The sequence below is a fragment of the Gimesia aquarii genome, from assembly GCF_007748175.1.
GTDB lineage: Bacteria > Planctomycetota > Planctomycetia > Planctomycetales > Planctomycetaceae > Gimesia > Gimesia aquarii_A.
The window spans coordinates 6,821,952-6,838,909 of sequence record NZ_CP037422.1 but is presented as its reverse complement, the minus strand read 5'-3'; the positions used below and the strand labels follow the sequence as shown (position 1 = coordinate 6,838,909).

14 protein-coding genes are annotated in these 16,958 nt (G+C 47.8%); 8 read left to right on the top strand and 6 right to left on the bottom strand.

Annotated features, from left to right (window positions below; all coding sequences use genetic code 11):
* The first annotated feature begins 132 nt into the window (after window positions 1-132).
* The 3 genes from V202x_RS25800 (at window position 133) to V202x_RS25790 (ending at window position 1,722) form a co-directional block, all read left to right on the top strand.
* Window positions 133-543, top strand: a complete 411-nt coding sequence (locus tag V202x_RS25800; RefSeq protein ID WP_145179719.1) for a hypothetical protein — start codon at window positions 133-135, stop codon at window positions 541-543.
* A gap of 55 nt (window positions 544-598) precedes the next feature.
* Window positions 599-1,165, top strand: a complete 567-nt coding sequence (locus tag V202x_RS25795; RefSeq protein WP_145179717.1) for a methyltransferase family protein — start codon at window positions 599-601, stop codon at window positions 1,163-1,165.
* Window positions 1,166-1,278: 113 nt separating this feature from the next.
* On the top strand, window positions 1,279-1,722 hold the full coding sequence (locus V202x_RS25790) for a Fur family transcriptional regulator (RefSeq protein ID WP_144990009.1): 444 nt from the start codon (window positions 1,279-1,281) through the stop codon (window positions 1,720-1,722).
* Between the two features lie 17 nt (window positions 1,723-1,739).
* Here V202x_RS25790 and V202x_RS25785 read toward each other — a convergent pair whose 3' ends face one another.
* Window positions 1,740-2,870, bottom strand: coding sequence for a ZIP family metal transporter (locus V202x_RS25785; RefSeq protein WP_145179715.1), 1,131 nt, complete (start codon window positions 2,868-2,870; stop codon window positions 1,740-1,742).
* A 501-nt stretch (window positions 2,871-3,371) separates the two neighbouring features.
* Here V202x_RS25785 and V202x_RS25780 point away from each other — a divergent pair.
* From V202x_RS25780 to V202x_RS25770, 3 genes are all read left to right on the top strand, one after another.
* Complete coding sequence (locus V202x_RS25780) at window positions 3,372-4,952, top strand: porin (protein WP_145179713.1); 1,581 nt, start codon at window positions 3,372-3,374, stop codon at window positions 4,950-4,952.
* Window positions 4,953-5,016: 64 nt separating this feature from the next.
* Entirely contained in the window at window positions 5,017-5,493 is a 477-nt protein-coding gene (locus tag V202x_RS25775) for a hypothetical protein (RefSeq protein ID WP_145179711.1), read from the top strand.
* Between the two features lie 263 nt (window positions 5,494-5,756).
* A complete protein-coding gene (locus V202x_RS25770; RefSeq protein ID WP_145179709.1) occupies window positions 5,757-7,223 on the top strand; it encodes a type I 3-dehydroquinate dehydratase in 1,467 nt (488 codons plus the stop codon).
* Window positions 7,224-7,239: 16 nt separating this feature from the next.
* Here V202x_RS25770 and V202x_RS25765 read toward each other — a convergent pair whose 3' ends face one another.
* Window positions 7,240-9,441, bottom strand: coding sequence for a heavy metal translocating P-type ATPase (locus V202x_RS25765; RefSeq protein WP_197993099.1), 2,202 nt, complete (start codon window positions 9,439-9,441; stop codon window positions 7,240-7,242).
* A 309-nt stretch (window positions 9,442-9,750) separates the two neighbouring features.
* On the opposite strand from V202x_RS25765, the gene V202x_RS25760 reads away from it, so the two are divergent.
* Window positions 9,751-10,848 (top strand): M24 family metallopeptidase, encoded by a 1,098-nt coding sequence (locus tag V202x_RS25760; protein ID WP_145179707.1) that lies wholly within the window; start codon window positions 9,751-9,753, stop codon window positions 10,846-10,848.
* A 113-nt stretch (window positions 10,849-10,961) separates the two neighbouring features.
* Here V202x_RS25760 and V202x_RS25755 read toward each other — a convergent pair whose 3' ends face one another.
* From V202x_RS25755 to V202x_RS25745, 3 genes are all read right to left on the bottom strand, one after another.
* Complete coding sequence (locus tag V202x_RS25755; RefSeq protein WP_145179705.1) at window positions 10,962-11,330, bottom strand: hypothetical protein; 369 nt, start codon at window positions 11,328-11,330, stop codon at window positions 10,962-10,964.
* Window positions 11,331-11,800: 470 nt separating this feature from the next.
* Complete coding sequence (locus tag V202x_RS25750) at window positions 11,801-12,868, bottom strand: DUF1559 domain-containing protein (protein ID WP_261343748.1); 1,068 nt, start codon at window positions 12,866-12,868, stop codon at window positions 11,801-11,803.
* Between the two features lie 745 nt (window positions 12,869-13,613).
* Entirely contained in the window at window positions 13,614-14,102 is a 489-nt protein-coding gene (locus V202x_RS25745) for a hypothetical protein (RefSeq protein ID WP_145179701.1), read from the bottom strand.
* Between the two features lie 619 nt (window positions 14,103-14,721).
* On the opposite strand from V202x_RS25745, the gene V202x_RS25740 reads away from it, so the two are divergent.
* On the top strand, window positions 14,722-15,717 hold the full coding sequence (locus tag V202x_RS25740; RefSeq protein WP_197993098.1) for a hypothetical protein: 996 nt from the start codon (window positions 14,722-14,724) through the stop codon (window positions 15,715-15,717).
* Window positions 15,718-15,790: 73 nt separating this feature from the next.
* Here V202x_RS25740 and V202x_RS25735 read toward each other — a convergent pair whose 3' ends face one another.
* Window positions 15,791-16,894: a cis-3-hydroxy-L-proline dehydratase gene (locus tag V202x_RS25735; protein ID WP_145179696.1), complete on the bottom strand. Its 1,104-nt coding sequence runs from the start codon at window positions 16,892-16,894 to the stop codon at window positions 15,791-15,793.
* Window positions 16,895-16,958 lie beyond the last annotated feature (64 nt).

Here is a 16,958-nt window from a genome sequence, read left to right as displayed (position 1 = left end):
CCTTTATTCTGGTGGGATTTTCAGCAATCTGAAGTCTGACGATGTCGTTCGGAGCCTGTCAGGCTATCATAATGAGGATAAAATTTTCAAATCTCTCTTATCATCGTGTTCGTTTCTGTGACGATTAGCAATATGAAATTATCTCTGTATGTGAAAAAATGGCTAACTCTTTATTTATTTGCACAGGGAATTGGCGGCATTTTATGGTGGTGTCTACTGTTTAGTGTGCCAGCGAGTCGCTCATTTTTTCTATCGGATATGCTTCCGGATCGTGTGTTGATTTCGTTCTGGCTGCCCGATTTATTTATTTTTATTCTCTGTTCATTGATGGTTGCTTATGGATGGAGGAAAAACCGGGGCTGGGTTCAGCCTGTTCTTTATTTTTTAACCGGAGGCATTGCTTATGCCAGTCTCTACTGTCTCGCGTTGAGTCTCTCAACGAGAGGGGGATGGTTGGGGACTCTGATTATGTTGTTTTGTATGTTCGTCATGTTCTATGTCTGTAGCGTTGTTCGAAGTAGTGAAACGCATCCCGGGGATTGAGATCCCTCATTGTTGATGGTTGTGAGCCGACGCCATTGTGAGGAAGCACATATCAATGAAGACCTATTTTGTCCCGGCGGCTGAGGACTCCCCACTTTGGTGGATCTTGCTCAAAATCTTTCTCCAGACAACGATTTTCTGGGGATTGTTTTTGTTTGTGATCCCCGGTGGTCTTGTGTGGTTGGAACAGTTGTGGGGTGAGATTCATTTCCATTTTTCAGGACAGCGAATTTTGGGTATCGTCTTGTTTGTACTAGGAGGGAGCCTGGGTTTGATGAGTGGAGCTATTATGGGTATTTACGGTCGAGGAACACCACTTCCCCTCGATTCAGCACGCCAACTGGTCATTGTGGGTCCTTATCGTTATGTACGGAATCCCATGGCCATCGCTGGTTTAACACAAGGTATTGCTGTCGCTTTCTATGTTGGCTCATGGCTTACATTGATCTACGTCATCATCGGTTTTTTTCTTTGGAACTACTATGTGCGACCTATTGAAGAGCATGATCTTTTACTGCGATTTAAAGAGGAGTATTCCGATTATCGACGGGCGATTCGATGTTGGATTCCCCGCATTCGAGGCTATGATCCGCCTGTAAAGAAAGCTCATAATAGAGATTGAACCGACAATTATGATCCTGAATCTCGTAATCTGTGTATATAATTGTTAACATAGCCCTGACGAAGTGGATTGTTTTTATTTAATGACCCGATGTGGCACCCGGATATATCGCAATGAAAAATCTGTCCCAGGCAGAAGAAATTGATGAAATTCGCACACTGGTGCGAAATAGTGGCCTGCGAAGCACTGCGGCCCGAATTACAGTCATTCAGTTTCTACGTCAGGCCTCATCACCTCTTACGCACGCAGAGATTGCCGAAGATCTGACGCCGATGGGATTCGACAAGGCGACCGTCTATCGTAATCTCATCGATCTTGCTGAAGCGGGGCTCGTCAAACGAACAGAACTTGGAGATCATGCGTGGCGATTTGAATTACGCGATCCCAATGAACCGGAGGATGCTGAGCACCCTCATTTTGTCTGTACCGAATGTGGCAGTGTTTCCTGTCTCCATGATGTCGAATTCAAGACACCCAGTAATAAGCATTGGTCTCAGGTAGGAAAAGTGACAGAAATTCTCCTGAAGGGAATTTGCAGTGAATGCGACGAAGCTTGAGCGGGAATAAAACTCGTCTAGTGACTGTGATTGTGTGAGTGCTCGGCTTCGTGATTTGAAGAATCCGCTCCATGACTGCCATGGTGATGGACATGGTCAGGTTCAATGAAACCAATTCCATATGCGAGTGCGATACCCAGCAGTAGCACAAAGGAGAGTCGAAACCGGTTATGCGAATGAAATTCCATTTCCGGCAGTAAGTCTCCCAGAGAAATACAGATAAATACGCCCGCCGAAAAGGCAAGCGCGCATCCGATGATGATATGTTGATTTTCCGAAAATTGTTGAACTCCCAGGAAAAACAACAAAGCTCCTAATGGGCACATTAAAGCAAAACCAATATTCACGGCATTGCGCCAACCTGCAGACCAGCCTCCTGCAGCCATCAAAGAAGTGATCGAAACAGCATCGAGAGGTTTATGTAATGTGATTGCCAGAAACGTTCCCAGTCCGAACAAAGACAGAAAGACTTCATGATGTTGCTCGGCAATGATACTCGCACCCAAAGCCAGCCCGTCAATCAGAGTGTGCAGTGCTAAGCCTAAGGCAATACCGACCCAACTCAATTTATGGGAATGCGTATGTGAGTGCACGTGAGCATGAGCGTGGTGATGGTCGCAGTCATGATCGTGCGTGTGTTCTTCGTCCTCGTCAAGCTCTACGGTGCCGTGTTGGTGAAAATGGAAGGTACGGATCAGGAAAAACAGTGTCAGGATACCGGCCATCATCCACCAGACAGCGCGATCAACGGAGCCCATTTCAGCTACGGCGTGAGGCAGCAGATGGAATACGCCAATTCCCAGCATGAGCCCACCGACGAAACTGATCAGCGTTTCCATGCGCGTGTGAGTCAAGCGAATGAGTGATGGTAACCACCCACCCAGCAGGGAAGAGAATACGATGACACTACAATAAACACCCAATAGAGTATAAGCCCACATGATGCTGATTGGTGCTTTTGTATCCGCATTTGCAACTGTTGATGATTCCGATGTGTTTTCAGATTCAGTATGTGGATGAGTATGTTCAGCCGCCAATGTAGGTTGCGAAACAAAAAATCCGGGTGCGATCAAAAACAGAACGAGAGGAATCGTCATTAAGAGTAACGTAAGTTTAACGTCATTTTTGAAGTGAGAGAGCGGTTTCATTGAGTTAAAAAGCCACCAGAGATCCAGATAGAGTGAGTTTCCCAGATTTCCAGGCCAAGCGTCACTCGCATATTGTAATAGCAAATTAGTTGCGAATGACTTTAGCTTTTGTGAAGGATCATAGCAAGAGCCTTCTCTGACTGTATTTGAGGAGATTCTGAACTTTTGCTCGGTAATGAATCCGGATCATTGAATTTCAACCTTAAGGTTTTGAATACCAGATCCCAGTGATTTCCAAGTGAAATCACTCATTTACCGAGGGTAAGTTCAAATCGGAACACCTTTTAAATGTTAAACTGTAACGGTTAGGTTTTCTTTCAGGCGTGTGCGCGTTGAAGGGGTAAATGTTAAGGTCCTTCATCGTTTCTTAATATTCGCTTAAAAAAAGAACAGCCGATAAGACCCTCATAATCGGACTATTCGTACATAGCCGCATAACACGTAAATTTAGTACAGAATCGCTTGTCATGACTTCCAGGCGATCAACCATCAGGGATGAGTATGCGCACGTTCATTAAATTTGCAGGGTTTCTACTTCTCTTAGGAACGATCTTCCGTTCTCAGAGTAGCTTTGCTGAAGACACTAAAATCAGTTCTGATAAATTGGAAAGATTACTCGAGCGATTAGAGGCCGCCGAGAGTCGAATTCAGGAACTGGAGAAAACCAAGGCTCAACCATCAGCGCCAGCAAAAGCCACGGTGTTACCACCCCAACTGGAAAAAGTGGGAGGCAGTCTTGATGAGTCAGATGAAATGCTCATTAACAGTTTTCGTAATGCCGAAGGAGACCCCGCACTGGAAAGTCGCCTGTCGACTCTTGAAGAGGACTGGAAGAAATTCAGTGAGTCCGAACAGGCGAAAAAGGCAAAAGATGCTTCCAAAGTTACGACCCTAAAAGTCTTCGGTCGAATTCATTTAGATGGATGGAATTTCTCTGATAGTACACCGGGGATTGCTGCCTTTAATAATCCGGCAGACCCAGCCGATCCAGAAAACCGTTTTGAATTTCGTCGTTTGCGTATCGGTGTTTCCGGTGATATTAAAGATAACATGCTCTATAAATTCGAGTACGACTTTGGTAATCCCGGAGATCCTGCATTCAAAGATGTTTATATCGGATGGAAGGACCTACCCGTCTTTCAGACGCTCTTGATTGGTAACCAGAAGCGTCCCCTGGGTATGGATCACCTTAATAGTAGTCGTTACAACACGTTCTTGGAACGTCCTCTGGTAATCGAAGCATTCAATGAAGATGCCCGACGTTTGGGGATCGCCGCTTATGGTGTTTCTGAAGACGAAACCTGGAACTGGCGCTATGGTATTTATAATTTGGAGAATATTGCCAGTGATGGAACCTATGTTGGTGATGCAGGGCAAATGAGTGTGAACGGTCGTTTGGCAGGAACTCCCTGGTATGATGAAACCTCTGGCGGTCGTGGCTACTTGCATCTGGGGATTGCCGATATGTGGGCTCATCCGGATGGAGACGTGGTAGAACCCAGTTCTGATAACAACGAAGCCCGGTTTCGAACTCGACCCGAAGCACGTACGGGAAGTGTGCGTTGGTTAAATACAGGTCGAATTGCCGGAGCAGACTGGTTTAATACGCTCGGTTTCGAATTCATGTTGAACATCGGATCGTTCTCAGTTGTGAGTGAATACCAGGTTACCAATGTGGGACGTGGTAATGATGGACCCGATCTCACTTTCGATGGTGCATATGTGCAAGCAGCCTACTTCCTGACAGGTGAGTACCAGCCCATCAATCGTAGAACAGGTACTATTGCTCGTGTGAAACCTTTGGAAAACTTTTTCTTAGTCAACACCTGCGATGATGGCAAAGCCGGTGGTTGGGGGGCCTGGCAGATTGCTGCTCGCTATTCTTACCTCAACTTAACTGATGCTGATATCACTGGTGGTGACGAACGCAACTTCACGTTTGGTATGGTTTGGTGGTGGAATTCGCATGCCCGCCTGCAGTTCAACTATATCCATGCTCAAATTGACGATCGTGGTCCGATTGATGGCTTCACCGGTGGTCGGTCAAACATCTTTGGAGCACGATTCATGGTTGACTTCTAACAGCAGAATAGTGTTGATTTAAAAGTGTGATACTAAAAAATTAATCTCTCAGGAAATGAGTAATATGAAATATCCAGGAATGATTTTACTGGCGATCACAGCCACGCTCATAAGTGGGCACCGGAACTTTGCCGAATCTCAAGTGCCCTGTTATGATCAGACGAAAGGTGTTTGTGGAAACACCAATTACTGTTCACAGGGTTGCAAAACCTGTCGAATGCATGTGGAAACATTAAAAGTCAAAAAGCATTGTTACTATATTGAATGCAAGGATATCTGTATTCCTCCCGTACGTTTTCCCTGGCAGAAATGTTGTGATTTAAAATGTGGGAAAATCAAAACGGTTCGTGTTCTGAAAAAGCATAATTATACTTGTGAGAAATGCGGATATAAGTGGACCGTTGAATGCAACTGTGATTCCTGCTCGTCTGGTAGTTGCGTAACAGCTGTTCAAAAACCACTCCAAAAGCCGGTCCAAAAACCAGCTCAATCCGCCAAAGCACGACCTCCACTGGCTCCTGCGACGCTAATCAGAAAATAGTAAAAAGAAACCACTGCGTAACTTTTGAGTCAGTCCCTCGTAGTGGTCCTGTTTCTGATTTGAAAACAAAACGCTTCCTCTACTTTATCATCTGAGGAAGCGTTTTTTATTGAAAAGAGACAAAACGATCAGCGTGTCAATAAATTTGCCGAAGAACAAGATTGGCGCTTTCATTACAACACAGATCTGGCATAATTGATGGGCTTCGATTTGTAAAAGTGTTCTGGCTCTACCATCTCATTTCAGATTGATTGTGAAGCAGCATGATTTGTACCTCCGTGACTCCCGAATCCCGTAGCTTTGCCAAAGTGGATATTCTAAATGCTGCTGCACAATCTGATTTGGTGGAGCTCTGCCTGGATCGGTTGATTAAAACCCCCGATATTGGAGACTTGATCGCCGGCTTCGATGTACCCATTCTGGTTTCCTGTCGTCGACCCGAGGAGGGAGGGTCTTTCAAAGGGACCGAGTCAGAACGGATCAATCTACTGAAGCAGGCCATCATCGCAGAACCTGCTTATATCGAACTAGATCTGGAGACCGCTCAACAGATTCCGCGATTCGGAAAAACGAAACGTGTTATTAGCTATACGAGTTTAATGAAACCGTTGGCTGCGGTAGATGATATCTTTGATGAAATGGAAGATGCCAAGGCAGATATCATTAAATTCACCTGGCCGACTCCCACCTTGCAAACGGCCTGGCCTTTACTCGCTGCGATCAGCCAGAAACGGGAGATTCCGGTGGTCGGTTTAGGGCTGGGAGCCGCAGGCATCACCTTTTCATTACTCGGTTTGAAGTATGGGTCTCCCTGGATCTATGCTGCTCTGGAAAAAGGGATGGAAGCCTTCGAAGGGCAACCGACCTTGGCAGAATTAGATGAAGTCTATCATCACAAAAAAATCTCAGCCAAAACACGCTTTATCGGTGTTGCCGGTTTAGGTATCGCAGAACGACGCACAGTGGAAGTCTTCAATAAAGCTTCAGAACAGTTGGGGCTGGATTTTATTTGCCTGCCACTGATGATTAATGATTTCAAACAAGTTCATAAAATGCTGGGGATTCTAAAAATTCGCTCATTAGTGGTGAGCCCGCGTATGGGAGAATTTATTTTACCGCTGGCAGAGCATCTGGAAGAATCATCACAAGCGACCGGTTACGGGGATTTGCAACTCAATCAGCCAGATGGTTGGCACGCTTACGATACAGTGCGGCGGAGTGCAGTGAAAAGTCTCGAAGCCACCTTTGAAGAGCATGCGACAGGATCAACGAGTGCCTTCCAGCGTAAAAATATTCTCGTCCTGGGTAGCAGTGGTTTAACAAAAGCCATCGTTTATAGCCTGGTGCAACAGGGCGCTGTTGTCAGTGTTGCTTCGGGTAACGACAAAGCAGCCCAGGCAATCGCGCGTATGTTTGATGTTCGTTATGTCCCGTTTGCCAATTTATACGATACTCTTTCTGACGTCGTCATTCAGACCGACCCTGAATTAAAACTGGGACCTGGCAAGACCGAATTTAATCCTGCATACCTTCGCGAAACAATGACTGTGATGGATATCAGTCAGCTGCCCGAAGAAACGGAACTCATTCGCGAAGCCGAGGGCAGAGGGTGTGAAGTCGTCGATGTAAACGAAGTATACCGCAAACAGCTCAATCAGATTTTCAAAGCGATTACGGGATCGGAAATTCCAGAAGCAGTCTTTGAAAGTCGCAGCGAGTATACAAAGTAAACGCGGTGACAATGAGTCACACTTCTTTCAGCTTTGTCGTTGCCGGCGTCTGGAGCAAACGCAGGCCATTGAATATGACGAGCAGTGAAGCCCCCATGTCGGCGGCGATGGCTGCCCACAACGAGGCTTGGTCAAAGACCATCAACAGCATGAATAACACTTTGATACTCAACGCAAAGATGATGTTCTGACGAATAATGCGCAACGTACGGTGCGAGTGACCAATCAGCCACGGGATTTTGGTCAGGTCATCTGTCATTAATGCGATGTCAGCCGATTCGATGGCGACATCACTGCCAGCGGCTCCCATCGCAATTCCTAAAGTCGAACGACTCATTGCGGGCGCGTCATTCACGCCATCACCGACCATCGCCACGTACTCGAATTCTTCCACCAGCGATTCCATGACGGTGAGCTTATCTTCCGGCAGTAATTCGGAATGCACGGTATCCATACCCACTTCTTCAGCAACCGCTTGAGCAGTGCCCGCGTTGTCACCCGTCAGCATGACAAGCTGTTTTACACCCTCATGGTGTAGGTCGCGAATCACATCCGCCGATGTCTCGCGCACACGATCTGCTAAAGCGATGAAACCACAGACATGAGTTTCATTCCCGACAACGACTACGGTTTGACCAGCGTTCGAAAGCGCCTCAAGCTGCCGGTGTACTTCGGGAGTTTCTTCATTTCGCTCTTCCAGGTAGCGATGAGAGCCCAGCCAGAATTCTCGCCCATTAATCAGCGCCGTTGCGCCTTTACCTTGAATAATCTGGTAGTCTTCCGCCGGCTGATATTTGACATTCTGTTTTTCAACCGCGTCCAGAATTGCTACCGCCAGAGGGTGATTACTGTGCGCTTCCAGTGCGGCGGCCCGTTCAAGTAACTCTGATTCGGTGTGACCGTTCAACGGAACAATTTTGGTGACGACAGGTCTGCCTTGTGTGAGCGTACCTGTTTTGTCCAGCGCTAACGCTTTCAATTTGGAAGGTGCTTCAACAAATTCGCCCCCTTTAATCAGCACCCCATTCCGGGCTGCTGCTGCGAGCGAAGCCACGATGCTGACCGGCGTGGAGATCACAAGTGCACAAGGACAGGCAATGACTAACAGCACAAGTGATCGATAAAGCGAATCGTGCCAGCTAATTTGCAATAGAGGCGGCAGAGTCAGCAAAATCAACAATGCTGCCGCCATGACAATTGGTGTATAAACTTTAGCGAATTTTTCGACCCAAACTTCCGATGGCGCACGGCGAGTCTGCGCTTCTCCCACCATGCGAATGATTTGTGAAAGGATGGTATCTTCCGCCAGTTTGGTACATTTCGCTTCCAGCAGGCCGTCCCCATTAATCGTCCCTGCGAAAATTTCATCATCAACTTGTTTCATGATGGGGATCGATTCGCCTGTAATGGGCGCCTGATTGACTTCGCTTTCCCCTTTTACCACTCGGCCGTCCAACGGAATTTTTTCGCCCGGTCGGATGAGAAAAATCGTATCGACTTCCACAGACTCGGGTGTGACCGTCGTTTCGTTTCCTTGCTCATCGCGAATACGGGCAATCGGAGTTGTCAGGTCCATTAACGCCGCGACTGCTTTGCGTGCACGACCCACACTCCAGGCTTCCAGCAGTTGTGAGAAGGCGAACAGAAACGCGACAGCCGCGGCTTCAAACCACTCATCTATAAATAGCGCTCCAATCACAGCGATGCACATCAACAGATTCATATCCGGTCGTAATCGCTTTAATGCAAACCAGGCTTTAGGCAGCACAAACCAGATTCCTGTGATGATGGCTGCCAGATATTGCAGACGGACAGGCAACGGCATTGATGCGTTGACCGTTTCTTCCGCACCCAGGGCAGCGCTGAAACTGCCTGCTAAAATGATATGAGTCAGAAACGCTGAGCACATCATCACACCGCTCAAGCCAGTCAGTAGAGAGCGTCCCTGTTTCGACCAGAATGAACCGGATTCCGCTTGTTGTTTCTCTGCATCCCAGATCTCGGCCCGCATCCCGGTTTCATTGATGGCTTGAATCACTGCTTCCGCAGAAACAGGTTGCGTTGATGGCTTGACTGTCATTCTTCGATTGAGAATGTCAAAAAACAGATATTCCTCTCCACCGACGAGTGGGGAAATTTCCCGTTTCAACACGGAAACTTCTTCGACACAATCCATGTCCTGGATTTTAAAGATTTGTTCGTCTTGGTTCTGGTCCATGAAAAATCGATATCGAAAATAGAGAGAGGAAGCAGGGGCATATCCTAATCAAAAGTAATAAAATCATAGCACCTCAGGAGAAGAAACAGAAACTTCGGATTTTTTTCTTCGCAAATTTCTCATAAAAGGATTAAGATCCGACTTTGACCGTTTTAAATGGAATCATTTCCATAATCGCTTTGATCGGCATAGCGAGCCAGATGGCAACTTACAAAAATGTAACAGTTGGTCAGCAAAATTTATAGAAGTAAATCGCGTAAAAAACAGCAAGTTAGTGCGACTATCAGCACTAGTTCATAAAGGAATCCCATGAGTAAAGACTATATCGCCGCCAGACAGAAAAAATTGAATTCACTCCTGAAACGCATGGGAGTCGAAGCACTGTTAGTCACCAGTGAAACGAATGTGACCTATCTTACCGGTTTTGGGGGGGATTCCAGCTACTTATTAATTGGAAAAGCGCAAACCGTTCTGATCAGCGATGCCCGATATACGATTCAAATCGAGGAGGAATGTCCCGGTCTGGATGTTTACATTCGCCCGTCCACCGAGTCGATGACAACGGCTCTGGAAAAAGTCTTGAAAAAAGCACATTTGGAAAAGGTTGGATTCGAAAGCCATGTTGTGACCTGTTCGCTCTTAGACTCTTTGAGTGGTATCACACCTGCCATCCAGTGGACCCCCCTTGACAGTTTTGTCGAAGAGCTACGGATGGTGAAAGATGCTTCGGAAATCGAGGAAACCCGCAAAGCCGTTCAACAGGCACAACAGGGCTTCGGTGTCTTGCGCGCCATCCTGACGAAGGACATGACCGAGCTGCAGGGGGCACACGAATTAGAACATGCCATGCGACGTTTCGGGGCTCGACAAGCAGCCTTCGATCCCATCGTCGCAGCGGGCGAGCGGGCAGCGTTACCGCATGCGATACCGTCCGAGAAACGAATTGGGGAATCTCCTTTTTTGCTGGTCGACTGGGGCGCTATGACCCAAAAAGGATATCGAAGCGATCTGACGCGTATGATCATCCACGGTCGACCTACAAGCAAGTTGGAAAAAGTTTACAACACGGTTTTGAAGGCGCAGTGTGCTGCCATCGAAGCCATAGGACCGGGAGTGACATGTAAAAAGGTCGATTCCGTCGCAAGAAAAATCATCGACAAAGCAGGATTTGGAAAATACTTTTCGCATGGACTGGGGCACGGCATCGGTCTCGACATTCACGAAGGTCCGCGTCTCGGAGCCAACCAGTCCACAGAACTCAAGCCGGGCATGATTGTGACCGTGGAGCCAGGCATCTACCTGTCAGGCTGGGGAGGCGTACGCATTGAAGACGACGTACTCGTGACCCGCGACGGGCATGAAACACTTACCAGTGTGCCGAAGGAGTTTGAGTCTTCCCTGTTGTAAATTCAGTGCAACAATCACCAGTCTTTTCCAAAGCGGTTCTACTCAAAATATTCTCTTGACAAAAGGGAGGCTATTGAAACGCAATAACGCTTCCGTATTTTCAGTGTTTAAATTCAACTTGACACCACCGCGCTACTCGCGAAACTCTGTGATCTGCGTCGCGCGCGCGAGGCGCTCATTTTTTTCGAGTGCATATCTTCACCCCTGCGGATGTTATCACCATAAAAGTCCCTTGTTTTTGAGAGTTTGCTACGATACATCTCGAACACATTCCCTTTGATCACGTTTGTTTTGAACCCAATCAAACGAATTTCATTTAAAAATCGATGCGTTTCAGGACAGAATTTACCAATGTCGAGACAATAACGCGCATAAGTAATCTGCTTGACCCACTCACGCCATTTGTGATGATGGTTCGAAATCAGATCACAATCTGTGAACCAGAACGAAAGCAGAGAACGATGCAGCACAGAACAACACATTAGGTCATCTCCATTGAGTTTAAGTGAATCAGGATCAGTCAGGCAGTGAGAGCAACCCCCCCGCACGAGCAAACAGATTCTGCGCAGACGCATTCTACCCGATAAGAACCGGCACACAGGAGATGAATATTGGGAACTAACTTTACTTCAAAAGTGTAGGCAGTCGTTGATTGCTCTTTTCGAAATATAAAAAGTGTATGAGTATGAGGTATTTTCAGGTCGTCACCCTAAGGATTGTTTTTAAAACGGCCGGTTTACTTGCTGTGCCGCAGTCGACAAGTTTCGTGAAATGATTGCAGCCAAACGAAGAGTTGTGGATCCTGAAGGTCTTTAGCACCCCTGCTCTCGACGCGACTCATGGGCTGTTTACTCAACAACAAACAACGATCTCGGCCGCGAGACGTAGTTCAATCGCCGCATGGGATGAAAGAGGAATCAATTTGAGTGCGTACGTAACGCAAAGAGGTTGATCAATATTGCCCGGAAGTCCCTTCGCCCTGGCTGGCACCGTTCCACGTCAGTGACATCGCATAAACTTCCTGGTTAATATTCTCACTGACGAAAGTCACGCGACCGTCAACCCACAGCATGTTTACACCGCCGGTATGCCGTGAATTGGGCGCCGGCATCAAGCCGTGCGATCCACCGGCGGAATGTGAAACAGCCGCGTTAATTCCATAACGCTCCAGATCGGTTGAGATAATCTGCAGCGAGGTTGGAAATGCCGTGTCGTTACCAGCAGACGATTCACCTTGCAGTTGGATGCCGTCGTCACCAATACCGAACGCGACATTACACAGGCCGGGACTCCCGGAGACCGGGAGACTGCTGCCGGAGTAGATCACATTATGCGAGAAACTGCCAGCATACAGATTTTCTGTCATCGCAACCGTGTTCGACGTACCATCGCCAACGTTGACGTGCGAGAGGTTCACATGCTTGTCAGACCAGAACATTCCTGTCCCCCATCCGCCGTCGGCCGTCTCTGTATTATGGCGGTTTGTCGCGATGACACTAAACGGGACACTTGGATGCACAAAACTAGGCTTTTGAATGAATCCGACTCCGATCGGGGCCGAGTTGATCGAACTGCGCCCCGTGTAGCCAAAATTGACCACGTATGTCAATTCTCCTGGTACACCTGATGCCGAGCTGTCATCGGGACATGTGTAAACAGGGATGGTAACGTTGCTCAAATCGAATGCCGGGTTTTGCTTCAAGGATTCATAAATGTTTTTCTGTTCGAGGTACGGCAGCAGCGTGATCGCCCACGAACGATACTCACCTGGGTCACCGGAGTGAATTCCTATCAACGGAAAGTCGCCGTCGTAAGTCGATGCAAAATTGTGTAACGCCAGCCCCAATTGCTTCAAATGATTCTTGCATTGAGCCCGTCGTGCGGCTGCGCGCGCCTGCTGAACCGCAGGCAAAATCAGCGAGACAAGAATTCCGATAATTGCGATGACGACGAGAAGTTCAATTAGTGTGAAACCATTTCGATGCTGCAACTGCTTCCGACATTTGTGACAAGTTATCATTATATCATCGATCCTTTTCCTAATGCAATTATTGACAATCCGATTCAATATGACCCGATATAAATGGAGGGTTGGTTTGGAAAACGCGAATCGTCGTCTTGATTTATGCGTCCATCTTAAGTTGCCGATGAACGGCCGTCGCTGACGCCCCCGTTCCATGATGCTGAATCTGTTGCCAGCGAGCTGAGCATGATAGCTGGTCTAAATCACATTTCAAGATATGAAGGTGTGACTTCATTGAGATTTAATACTTAGAACTAATCTTCAGCAAATATTAATCAACGGAAAACGCAACAAACTGAGAAAACAGCATGATACTTGTTGAGCAACTCATAGAGAATTTGAAACGTAAACTGTTTTCCGGTTCGCGATGAATCTGCAAATACCGATGGATTTCCTGCATTCAGTTGTATGAAGTCAATTCTAAAATAGGTGTGAATATTTATTGTTGTAGGTGTATTAGTTGATTAGATCAAGAGAGGCACTAGTGTCGCATAATCCTGCATATTAATACCGGCTGAGTTTTTTAACCCTACGCCAACGAAATTCCACCAAGTTTGGGCTTAGTACAACAATGAAAGTATTGCTCGTATGAAGCCCAGTGAATAGCTTGTCAAAATCGAGTCATCAACCCCGATTCTCCAGTGGTTCTGCCAAACGTCGAATCAAAATCTATTTAACCAGCACGCGCGTTCGACTGACCATTTGAAAACACCCGGTGTGCGTGTTCGGGGGCATTGGATTGTTACGTGACATCCTCTGCCAATTCATCGAGCGCTGCTGTGTTGTCCCAACCATTGAATTGCAGCGATTCGTCTCCGTGACAACAGCAAAGCACATCGCGATCGCGGATCAAAAAGCAGACTCCATGTTCGTCGTCGACGGGTGAATCAGCGTAAAGGAACACATAGGGCGTGTCGGTATGTTCCAGATATGGTACTGAAGCGTATTCGGACACAAAAGACAGTTCGTCTTCGTCTAGGTCGGCGCTCAAATACGCAATCGCATATTTTCGCAGGCATTCGGTGAGCGCTGGCTTCATTTTTGGAGTCAGGTCTCGGACGAGTTGCAGGCATTTTTCTTGTGTTCGCGTAAGTCCGTCGGAATGCCGTGAGGGAATGTCAACTTTTACCGAGCCAATCAGATCGCAGCGCACGTAGATCTCCCACGAACCAGTGCCGTTACCGTTGTCACGCCACTGCAATTCGTCATGTGGTATGTCGTGGTTTCGCACTAGCTTCATCCATGCAACTTGAGTTAGACTGAATTATTTCGGTATCACCCATTAAGGGCAGAATTGATGGAACCTTATTTGACCAGAGACGAGTTGTCAAGCAAATTACAGCCGCGCCAGGCATAACAGCTCTGCGCGGAGAGTCGACCACGTTCACTCTTCAGTTTCTTTTAGTACGTCCTTTAGCAGATTTACCAATGAAATCAATTCAAAGTGTTCTACGACAATAGAATCGTACAAGGCATGGCACCGTTTATCTGAGGAAGGTCACTGTTTGGGTATTTCAGTGCGTTGCTAAAGTGATCCCATTGTCTTGTTCGGCTGCGTTTTTGCTCCAGAATTTAAGTGATGTTCATGAACCAATTGAGACGTCTCTGTTAACTGCATCAATAGTTCGATCAAGTTTTGAGGAAACTTTGGTTAAATCGCACATTTGGCAAAAGGTACGACTTGGTGGGATACCACTTGGTGCCTGACTAGTGATCAAGCCGCGGCGAACTTATATCTTAGTGGGCGTCAAGTCCAATTGACCCCCTGACTGCATAAATGGTACACTCCCGCGCAAAGCTCTCTGTGGAAGAGAGCGAACTTCTCCCCGTTAATGGAATGGAGTCCCATCATGCGCACGGGTACGTATCTCTGCAGTATTCTCTTTTTGGTTTTTGCTAGTACTTCTTATGCGCAGACCGATCTTCTGCCTGACGCACCGGATCTGGTGGATTCGGCGGTGCAGATCAAGCAGGCGGTTCCGAAGTTGGTGGACGAGGCAAGTGATAAAGTTTACCATTTGGAACAAGCCGCCAATCATCTCGAAGCCGCTGGGCTTAACAGTGAAGCACAGCGTCTGCGCAGTCAGGCCACGTCGCTGCGCAATCAGCGGCAACTAAAAGAAAAACTCAAAGCCCTGCAAGAGCTTCAAGACGAAATTCGCAAACTATACCGGCTGACTGGTGTTGTCCAGCAAATCCAAGTCGACGTAAAGCTCATTGAATTCGATTTGGAGAAGCTCGCCACAGACGGGGTCAAGCTGTGCGAATTCAACGTCGAAGTCCCAAAGTGCAATAGCTGCAAGCAAGAGGCGCCAGAAAAACTATTCGACGAACACGGTCAATTCTCAACGACCGGGCAGCGGCTTCGCAAAGCGGGAGTATTTAAGGTAATTGCCGAACCATCACTCATTACTACTCCCGGGCAGCCCGCCAATCTGCTCAGCGGTGGAGAGTTTCCGATTCTCATTCCTCAGCAATCCGGCAAAACGAGCGTCGAGTGGCACGAGTTCGGTACTCGGATCGAAAGTGTCACAGCTGTGATGCCTGATGGCAAGATTCGTTTGGAGTTACAGGTCGAAGCCTCTCATCGCGACTTCAACAACGCTATCAATATCAGCGGGAACGTTGTTCCGGGGTTGACTTGCCGCTGTATCAATACGCACGTGTTAGCCGAGCCGGGCAAAACGATTTTGATCGGCGGTCAACGCTCGCTGCAATCTCAGGAGAAGTCTAAAGGCGGGAAGATAACAAAGAAGTGTCTGACCGTCGCCGTGACACCAACGCTCTTGAGTATCCCGAAGGTGAATCCAGGCAAGTCAGCAACTGAGTCAGACGGGAATCCATAGAGGGAACGAAATTTACATTTTAAAATGAAGGCGTTGAAAATACAGGTCTGGATGAGAAGAAACCGAATCCTCTTTAATCGCTGGTCCATACTGGATCGCCCAGCACGTCCATCCTTGGTCGAATCCCGAGACCCGGACTTGTCGAAGCGGACATGCGTCCGCCGACGCGTTGGGGGGCTCCTTCGGCGATTGACGTTGTTACATAGCTGTTAAAGTCGGTGGATGTAAACTGAAATTCGGGAGGTGTTCCTTGCGCCAGATGCGCGATGGCAGCGGTGACGATGTCGCCGCCCCAACTGTCTTCCAGCGTCATTGCAATCCCCAGTGAGACACACAAGTCGCGCGCCTGCTTGGCGCGTGTCAATCCACCAAATTTGCTGATCTTAATATTAACGACATCCATGGCACTATCGGATGCGCCTTGAAGAATGGCCGCCGTGGAGTCGATCACTTCGTCCAGCACAAACGGCAACGTGGTATTGCGGCGGATACTGAGGCACTCATTGTAGGTCAGACAGGGTTGCTCGATATACACGTCGATATCTTTCACCGCATTCACCACACGCATCGCTTCATGCATTAACCAGCCGGTGTTGGCATCAGCCACGAGTTTGTCTTCCGGTTCCAGTACTTCCCGAGCTGCACGAATACGGGCAATATCGTCATCGGGGTGGCCTCCTACTTTCAACTGAAAACGTCGATATCCCTCGGCACGGTATTGTGCAATGTTTTCCGCCATTTCTTCGGCCGGACGTTGCGAAATTGCCCGGTACAGGGTGATATCTTCGCCATAGCGACCACCGAGCAGATCGCAAACTGGCATTCCTGTTAACTGCCCCAGCAGATCCCAGCATGCGATATCGATGGCGGACTTGACGTAGGGGTGCCCTTTCAGCACCCGATCCATCTTATGATTGATGACGAGTAATTGCCGGGGATCTTCGCCGAGAAGTGCAGGTGCCAACTCTTCAATCCCCGCGCGGACACCTCGTGCATAAGCGGGAAGATAGACCGGACCCAGCGGGCAGACTTCGCCGTAGCCGGTAATCCCAAGATCTGTCTCAACTTCGACAACAGTCGAGTCAAACACATCAACACTTTTTCCCTCAGACCAACTGTATTTTCCTTCCAGCAAAGGTAAGTCCACCTGGTAAACCTTGATTCGCGAAATTTTCACGCTTGTACTCTCTTTCTAATGCTTGCCTGACGTGGTTGAGTTCACGATGAAGTGTGTGAAATGA